The organism is Butyricimonas sp. RTP31003st1_G1_RTP31003_210430 (assembly GCF_040920905.1).
Taxonomy (GTDB): Bacteria; Bacteroidota; Bacteroidia; order Bacteroidales; family Marinifilaceae; genus Butyricimonas; species Butyricimonas paravirosa.
In genome coordinates, this window is sequence record NZ_JBCOSQ010000036.1 from 39,810 (window position 1) to 48,480 (window position 8,671).

The window sequence follows — 8,671 nt, forward strand, 5'->3', positions numbered from 1 at the left end:
AAGGTTAATTTATTGGTTAATATTTTAATCTGTTATAATTGAGGGATGGTGTCAACATTCCTCAATTTATTTATATACCCGGATTTCGTTTCCGTCCTTTTTGAACTTAACACCCGTGGCCATGTGAATAATTTTCAAAATGTCTTCATATCCTTTGTCGCGTTGAATAGAGATAAAGCATTTTATATCTTGTAATTCCGGGTCATCGAAGGTAACGTTTAGGGCGAAACTTCTCCCGATAATGGTCATGATGCTGCCTAGATTGACATCCTCGAATGTAAATTCACCTCTTCGCCAAGCTGTTTGCTCTTCCACGTCAACGGAATCTATTTGTAACACACCTTCCCGTGGTTGGAAACGGGCTTGTAGTCCGGGTGTCAGCACGGTTGTGTGTGTGGTTGTGTCTGTTTGTGAATGACAGGTGACGGCAACTTTCCCGGTCAACAAGGTGGTAGACACCACGGGATCTTCGGGATAAGCTGTCATGTTAAATGTGGTTCCAAGTACTCTGACATCCATTGATTTACTTTTTACAATAAAGGGGATGTCGGAATGTGTCACATCAAAATAACCTTCCCCGGAGAGTTCAACGACTCGGGCGTTTTTCTCGAATACGGACGGGAAGACCAGCGTGCTACCTGCGTTCAGATGGACATTTGTTCCGTCACTTAGCTGGAGCGAGTACTCTGTGCCTTCCGGAACGACCAGTTTGTTGGGAGTTGAGGAAAGGAATTCTTTCTCATGTTGAAATGAAACTTTTCCTTCATCTGTGTTGATGATTCTCAGACCGTTATAGTCCATTTGTATTTGCTGATTTAATTCAACCTGTTTGCCGTCATCGAGTACGAGATAGGCGCTTTGTGCCAGCAATCGGGATGGAGTGTCTCTTGTTCCGGCATTTTGGTAAAAATAGTAACCTACACCCAGTATCATGAGGCAAGCCACAGCTGCCGCGTATTTGTAGAACACCGGTAACCGTCGTGTGGGACGGGTGGCGGTGATGAATTTGTTCAATGCTTTTTCCGTGTCGAAACTATCGTGTCGTTTTATATTTTCATGTAGCCGTGCGGGTATCCCCACTTCCTCTCGGAGCCGGGGAGAATCGGGAGCCACTTGTTCCCAGTTCCCATCCGATAGCGCCTGTTCTATTTGTCGGGCGATCCTTCGGGCTTTTTTTATTTTATCTTCGACTTTTTTCATCTCTGTTGATTTTGTTATTAAAACAACTCATGTCGGGAAAGTGTCTAAAGAAAAATGATATTTTTTTATTTTTTCGTGTTTTTGTTTCATCCGGACGTGTGTCGGAGGTTTGGGATAAATAGAGGCAATGTTTGGGATACACTGGCGTGTGGGGTGCTTGTTGAGTGACTGTTGGGTGGTTGTTAGGCGCTGTCGCCGCCTTATTGCCGCCTTGTCGCCCGCATATCGCCGCCATTTTAAGAGAGTTTAAGCAAATGTAACATACAACTATGGTACGGTAGTTTGGGTAATCCTATTTCTACGGGTTTGTAATTGAAATTAAATAGGTTAGTTTATCTCCAAATGTTCCCTAGTACAAGGGATACGTGTTGAATTGGGGTTAATTATTTTGTTGTAGGAAAAGTACGAGTAGCGTATATAGTTCCGGGGAAACCATTTTTTTCAATAGCGATATACCCCGTTGTTTTTGTGATCTGACCGTACTGGAAGAGGCTCCGGTCAGGGTGGAAATCTCGGTGCTGTTGTAACCTTGCATCACGAGTTCCATGATTTTGGCACACTCGCCCGGAAGGTGGCGGATGTAGTCTGATAATAAACTGATAATTTCACTCTCGACAATCGTGTCCCATGTCTGCTCGTCGGTTTCTTCTTGGACGAGATTTTGAGCGTGTTCGAGTACGATGTTATGATGCTTGATGTAGTTCAGGCAACCGTTACGGGCAGAGAGGTAAAGGTAGGATTTTAGTGCAAGATAATTCTCGAAATAATTCTCTTTTTCCCATAACCGGATGAACACGTCTTGGGCGACATCTTCGGCAACATCCGTGTCTTTCAGAATTTTGCTGGAATAGTAGGCAATATCCTGAAAATATTCCCGGAATAGTTGTTTGAATGCCTCGTGATCACGGGCGTTCAGTTTGTTTAAGAATGTTATGTCTGTTTCAGATGATTTCATACCACTGCAAACTTATAGATTTTTAGTCGATCTTGTATGAATTGTTATTGAAAAAATGTGGTTAGGGGTAGATTTATTATTTTTTGATTGTTTTAGACACTTTCACTGGGTAAATTGTTTTTACGATATGATTGAATAAATCAACCTTAAAACCAAATTGATTTTTTTATGAAGAAAGTATTGTTTTGTATTGTATGTTTGAACATGGCCTTGCTGTGTTTCGGGCAACCGGTGAAAATAAAACTGGTGGCGGAGCGGGAGGCTTTTGTTTTGTTCGGGGACGAGCGTTATGATTTGAAAAAAGGTGAAACCCGTTGGATTACCTTGGAGGGTGAGAATATGTATGGAAAAAGGTTATGGTCTAACGAGGAGTGTTTCTTATTTCTTGAGGCCGGGGATTCATTGGAAGTCGTTTTACATGAAAACAACGAGCTGGAATTGAAGGATGACGGAAGTGTGTGTGCGGCCCGGAATAACTGGTTACGGAAAGCGGATTTGTTGAAACAGCGATTGAAGTATGCCCGGTTAATCCCGCAAATGTTACCCAAGGAGTACGAAGGGTTGAATTTGGAAAGAGTTTGTGATTCTATGAATGTTTGGTTGGCTACTTATTTGAAAGAATATCCGGCCGATCGGAAGAATTTCGAGAAGGTGATGCGGACGGAGTTTAAATACTACCGTTTGTTGGAAGAAAATGGTATTAAGTCTTCAAAGACAACTTTCCAAGAGTTTCCCGGAGAGGTTCTGGCCCGGTTTGCCGAAGTGATCCCGGATGCGAAAGATGACCGGGTGGTTTATTCTCCTTCCTACTGGCGGATGGTTGAAGTGTACGTGGATTATTTACGGATCGAGGATCCCGGTAAATTACAGGGAAAGGGGGACCGGATATACGAGAACGAGGTGAAGTTGGCAAAGTATTTTCCGAAAGGAGCGGTGAGGGATAAAATAGCTTACACGAATTTGGATAATATTCTTTATTGGGTGCGGCCGGATGGTCGGGGTGATTTTGATAAATGCGTGGAACGATTGGCTCCTCGTTATGCCGGTGTGTTACGGGAAAAATTGATTAAGCAGGATGCTGACCGGAAGGATCGGAAATTGGTGCCGGAGAATTTGTATCCCTCGTTGTCGGGAGAGACCGTGAACGGGGTGCGGGTGGATTTGTCTTCTTTCAAGGGGGCGTGGATTTTACTGGATGTGTGGGCCACCTGGTGCGGGCCGTGTTGTAATGAAATACCTTTTTTGGCAGAGATGGAAAAACGCTTGCAAGGGCGAAATATAGAATTCGTGTCCTTGTCCGTGGATAAGTTGGCCGATCGGGAAAAATGGGTAAAAATGGTGCGGGAGAAAGAGATGAAGGGGGTACAGTTGCGACTGACAGGTAAGAAAAGCGAGTTGAACGAGATGTTGTGTATCAGTGGAATACCGCATTTTGCTATTATAAATCCTGCCGGAGAACTGGTGTGGAACGGTTTACCCGGCGTTTCTTATGGGTTGATATACCGGATTTTGAAAGAGGTTCCGGTGAGATAAAGTGTAAATATATTTTTAATTGATTTTTCATGAAACTTATTATATTTTTATTAGGGTGTTTGGGATGTCTGTTTACGGGATGTTCCGATCCTACCTATCGTTTAACTGTTTCTATCTATGGAAACGGAAGTTTACCGGGAGACACGGTTTACCTGTATCGCTTTAATGAGCAGGCATTGGAATTTGAAAAAGGGGATTCCGCTATATTGGATGACCGTCAGCAGGTTTGTTTTACCGGGAAATACACGGGACCGGAGTACGTGGGTGTGGGTGTTAAGGAGAAGGCGGTGTCGAAGTTTTTCATGCTGGATTCCACGGAAGTGTTTGCCTATAATGTTTTATTACACGAGGAGCCTAATTTCTTTAATCCTTCCGGGTATAAACTTACAAAGAAGTATATGATCGTGGAGGGGGGACGTGAATCGGCTATTCTGGATTATTATCAGGGGATGGAACGGTTGACGTTGATTCCTTTGCGGTACGTGAATAATGATACGTTTAAAAATGACGTGATTATGGATATGCTGGTAAAGTTCCCGAATTCGAAAGTGATGTTGATGATTTTGAATAGTGCGAGAAAACGTTTTTCGATGGATCAGCTGGGAGAGGCTTTACATTTGTTTGATGCTCCGGAACTGGTGGGACATCCCTTGTACAAGGATTTGGTGGCCTACCGGGAGTCGGTGATAAAAACGGCCGAGGGGCAGGTGATTCCTGATTTCTCACTACCTTCTTTGAACGGGGAAGAAGTAGCGATTAGTTCTTTCCGGGGAAAATATGTGTTGTTGGATTTTTGGGCATCATGGTGTGGCCCTTGTATCGGGGAGATGCCAAACGTGCATAAAGCTTATGATTTGTTGCATGATAAGGGATTGGAGGTTGTCTCGGTTTCCACGGACAGGAAGGAGTCCGACTGGCGAAATGCCGTGAAGGAGAAACAGATGGAACATTTCGTGAATTTACGGGATACGAAAGGGGTGCTGCACGAGATATTTAGTCGGGATGCGATTCCTTTCATCCTGTTACTCGATCCGCAAGGTCGGATCGTGGCGAAAGAGTTGCGGGGAGAGGATATTTACAAGGTGGCGATCGAAAGTATAAATAAGTAATTGATTAACGATGAGTGCTATGAATATATTGAAATATAGTCTGCTGTGGGGGTTACTGATCTGTACGATGGCGGCGAGAGGACAAAAAATTGAAATTCTCCATGAGGGAGAAGAACCGGTATGGTTGTCGGAACAGCATCAGTTTGTCTGGGATAAGGTGATTCCTTTACATTTTAAAGCGGGGAAAGCCGTGTACGAGGTACATCATGCTCCGAAAGTGTTTCGCTTGGCAACCGAGTTGGGGTATTCGTCGTGGTTTTTTGTCGGGGATAAAGATCATGTTACGGTGACCGTGTTGAATACAGATCCTTTGAATATTAAGGTAGAAGGTGATATTGCTGGTACGTATTTTTATGAACTGGAGAATGTCAGCCGGGAATACACGAGGGGTAAATTGGAGATGACAAGTGATTACATGAAGGCATGGTTGGATAAGGATGCTACTTTGATGAGGGAGGTGAATCAACAGTTGGAGCGATTAAAGATGAACCGGGATTCTGCATACATGGACGTGGTGAACCGTATGATGGAAAAAGGGCGTTTGGAGGAAGTGTTGGTGAAAGCAAATATGCCGTTGATGCTGAAGAGAATGATCGTGCAGAACTTGGAAAAGGAAGGGAAATTTTCAGGCAGGTTGATGGAAGAGTTGGATTTGTACACGAAAATGTATACCCCGGATTACGTGTATTATTTTTATTATTACCCGTACGTGTGGCGGGAACAGATTAACTCGTTAGATTCGGGTGAAGAGAAAGGAGGACGATTGATGAACGAGGTGTACCGGATTATGAACCAGGAGTTTTATAACACGGTATGTAATCGGTTGGGAGAGGGCATGACCCGGGAGAAGTTGATTGATTATGCGGGAAGTGTCTCTGACTTCGATTATTGCATTGGGTTGCATATGGAACTGGACGAGCAAATGAAGCGGGATACCGCATTGAATAAGTTTTCTGAGCGTATGGAAAGAATGTACATGACGAGAGCGGGAAAGGTGATGGGGAATTTTTCTTCGAAAACATCGGAAGGTAGGAAGGTGAGTTTGGCAGATTACCGGGGAAAGTACGTGTTACTTGATTTTTGGGCTTCGTGGTGTGGGCCTTGTAGGGGATTGTTGCCGACAATAAAGAAGTTGTACGAAAAGTATCATGCTACCGGGAAGTTTGATATTTTGGGGGTTTCCAAAGATGCGGATCGGGCAAAATGGTTGAAAGCGTTGGAAGAGGAAGGAATGGCGTGGAATAATATCTTGGCAAAAGAGGCTAGTTTGGAAGACCCGTCTCAATTTGAGTCTGTGACAGGATTACCGCAGATGGTGGTGGTAGATCCGGAGGGAAATATTGTGTTGAGTGTTAGTGGAGCAAATAATATAGACCGGGTGATCAAAACGTTGGAAAGTGTGTTAGGGAAGTAGAAATAACGGAGTGCCTGTGAAGGCACTCCGTTATTTATTCCACGTACAATACTAATCCTTTTAAATATTCTCCTTCCGGGTGATAGATGCTGATCGGGTGATCGGCTGGCTGCGTGAGTTGGTGCAGGATTTTGACTTTCCTACCCGTGTTGGCTGCCGCGGTGAAGACCGTTTGGCGGAAGAGGTCCTTCGTCATAACCTGTGAACAGGAGAAGGTGAAGATTAATCCACCGGGTTTTACAACCTCGATTCCCTTACGGTTCAGTTTTTTGTATCCTTGAATGGCATTGTCCAGTACGTTCTGGTGTTTAGCGAATGCAGGGGGATCAAGGATGATCAAGTCATATTTGTTGTGTGATTTATCAAGGAATTTGAAAGCATCTTCCACGAAAGCCTCGTGACGGGTATCACCGGGGAAGTTGAGCTCCACATTCTGGTTGGTTAACTCGATTGCTCTGGCGGAGGCATCCACCGAATGCACGAGTTTTGCCCCACCTCGCATGGCGTAGAATGAAAAACCACCCGTGTAACAGAACATATTGAGAACGTTCTTGTCGTGGGCATATTGTTCCAGTAAACGTCGGTTTTCCCGTTGATCGACAAAGAATCCGGTCTTTTGACCTTCCAGCCAGTCCACGTTGAATTTTAACCCGTTTTCGATGGCCGTGAAGTTGTCGGTGTGACCGTACAGGTAGTCATTCTTAGGGTTAAGTCCTGCCTTAAAAGGAAGGGTTCCTTCCGACTTGTCGTATATGGCAATGAGTTTATCCCCCATGACTTCCAACAGGGCTTTCGTGATCTCTTCCCGAGCTTTATACATTCCCACGGAATGGAATTGCACGACGGCAACCCCCGCGTAATAGTCAATAACAAGTCCGGAAAGATCGTCACCTTCCCCGTGAACGAGGCGGTACACGTTGTTGTTCGGGTTGGTCGCCAAACCGATGGCTACACGTGTCAGATAGGCCTGTCGGATGCGCTCCACCCAGAAATTATAGTCAATTTCTTCTTCCTTGAACGTGAGTACACGCACGGCGATACTCCCGATCTGGTAGTGGCCCGTGGCGAGATATTCGTCGTCACTGTTATACACTTGAACGACGTCACCTTCCTGTACGTCCCCTTTGATTTTGGCTATTGCTCCCGAGAAAACCCACGGGTGCAGTCTGTATAAAGATCTTTCTTTACCGGCTTTTAGAACTATTTTGCTCATAATTATTCGTGTCGCGATGCAACGTTACTGGTTACAGGTTGACAAGTTACAAGTTTATCTGTGACTTGACGGGGCAAAAGTAGATAAAAAAGCGGTAAAAAAATACCGGGAATGCTATTTTGCTGTTTCCCGGTGTTAAAATCTTTTTGCTACACGTTCAAAAGTTCCTTTGCCTTGTCCAGAATGGCCGTGTCATCCAGAACGACAAGTCCGCCGTCAGGGCCTTGTTCAACATGTATTCCGGCGCTCGATCCCCCGTTGTCATAATTATCGGCTCCGAAGTAGTTACGTACGGTGTCTGTACTGATACCCAAGTCTTCTGCAATTCTCTGCATACTTCCGTGAGGTAGCATGTCTTTGATTTTTCTCAGCTCGTTAAAAGTAATAGTATAAGTCATAACGTAGTAATTTTAGAGGTTTTATGTGCAATAAATTTAGAAATATATTTTGACAAAAGCAAATGAAAAGTTTATCGTTTACATTTTTGTTATAAAAGTGTTTCTTGGTATTATGTTGAGTGTTAGAGGTTTATTTTAGGTATTTAGATGCAATTTATTTTATAAATAAATTTATTTCGTGCGAGACACTACTTTTTGTACCTTTGTAACCGTATAGTTTAAAAACGTAACATGTATGGGATTTCAGGATTTAAATGTAAGTAAGCAAATTTTGATGGCGTTGGAAGAGGCTGGTTTCGAGAACCCGACTCCTATTCAGGAAGAAGTATTTTCAATCAGTCGTTCCGGGAAGGATTTGATCGGTATCGCCCAGACCGGTACGGGAAAGACGCTGGCTTACCTGATCCCGATGTTGATGAAACTGCATTACGCGCAGGGATTGGTTCCGCGGGCATTGGTGATTGTTCCCACGCGGGAATTGGTGGTGCAGGTGTGTGAGAGCGTTGAATTGTTGACGGAGTTCATGGACATTCGTTGCGTGGGTGTGTACGGGGGAACGAATATCCGGACACAACAGGATCGGGTGTTCGAAGGAGTGGACTTGCTCGTGGCTACGCCGGGGCGTTTCATGGATATATATTATAACGGTATCATCCGTACGAAAATGATCAAGACGGTCGTGGTCGACGAGGCCGATCGGTTGATGGATTTGGGTTTCCTTCCGCAATTGAAAGGAATTTTCGAGGTGTTACCGGAGAAACATCAGACGATGTTGTTTTCCGCTACTTTCTCGGAGGCCGTGGAGAGTCTGTCGCATGATTTCCTGAATGATCCGGTACGGGTGGAAGT

General features: G+C 44.4%; 8 protein-coding genes. 4 read left to right on the plus strand and 4 right to left on the minus strand.

Annotation, left to right across the window (positions count from 1 at the left end):
- Positions 1-66: 66 nt before the first annotated feature.
- Together AB5542_RS12265 and AB5542_RS12270 are read right to left on the minus strand one after the other, a co-directional pair.
- The gene (locus AB5542_RS12265; protein ID WP_087422698.1) at positions 67-1,200 is read right to left on the minus strand and encodes a FecR family protein; all 1,134 of its coding nucleotides are present in this window, start codon (positions 1,198-1,200) and stop codon (positions 67-69) included.
- A 379-nt stretch (positions 1,201-1,579) separates the two neighbouring features.
- Complete coding sequence (locus AB5542_RS12270; protein WP_087422697.1) at positions 1,580-2,155, minus strand: RNA polymerase sigma factor; 576 nt, start codon at positions 2,153-2,155, stop codon at positions 1,580-1,582.
- Positions 2,156-2,323: 168 nt separating this feature from the next.
- Between AB5542_RS12270 and AB5542_RS12275 the strand changes: the two genes are divergently transcribed.
- Genes AB5542_RS12275 through AB5542_RS12285 form a run of 3 tightly spaced genes read left to right on the plus strand, consistent with a single transcriptional unit; the run spans position 2,324 to position 6,211 of the window.
- Complete coding sequence (locus AB5542_RS12275) at positions 2,324-3,688, plus strand: TlpA family protein disulfide reductase (protein WP_279040709.1); 1,365 nt, start codon at positions 2,324-2,326, stop codon at positions 3,686-3,688.
- A 29-nt stretch (positions 3,689-3,717) separates the two neighbouring features.
- Entirely contained in the window at positions 3,718-4,797 is a 1,080-nt protein-coding gene (locus AB5542_RS12280) for a TlpA family protein disulfide reductase (RefSeq protein WP_279040707.1), read from the plus strand.
- Positions 4,798-4,816: 19 nt separating this feature from the next.
- The gene (locus AB5542_RS12285; protein ID WP_279040705.1) at positions 4,817-6,211 is read left to right on the plus strand and encodes a TlpA family protein disulfide reductase; all 1,395 of its coding nucleotides are present in this window, start codon (positions 4,817-4,819) and stop codon (positions 6,209-6,211) included.
- A 34-nt stretch (positions 6,212-6,245) separates the two neighbouring features.
- Here AB5542_RS12285 and AB5542_RS12290 read toward each other — a convergent pair whose 3' ends face one another.
- Positions 6,246-7,424, minus strand: a complete 1,179-nt coding sequence (locus AB5542_RS12290; protein WP_087422693.1) for a class I SAM-dependent rRNA methyltransferase — start codon at positions 7,422-7,424, stop codon at positions 6,246-6,248.
- Between the two features lie 149 nt (positions 7,425-7,573).
- Positions 7,574-7,822: a DNA-binding protein gene (locus AB5542_RS12295; RefSeq protein ID WP_087422692.1), complete on the minus strand. Its 249-nt coding sequence runs from the start codon at positions 7,820-7,822 to the stop codon at positions 7,574-7,576.
- A gap of 235 nt (positions 7,823-8,057) precedes the next feature.
- Here AB5542_RS12295 and AB5542_RS12300 point away from each other — a divergent pair.
- The coding region (locus AB5542_RS12300) for a DEAD/DEAH box helicase (protein ID WP_368243096.1) at positions 8,058-8,671 on the plus strand (614 nt) is incomplete at its 3' end.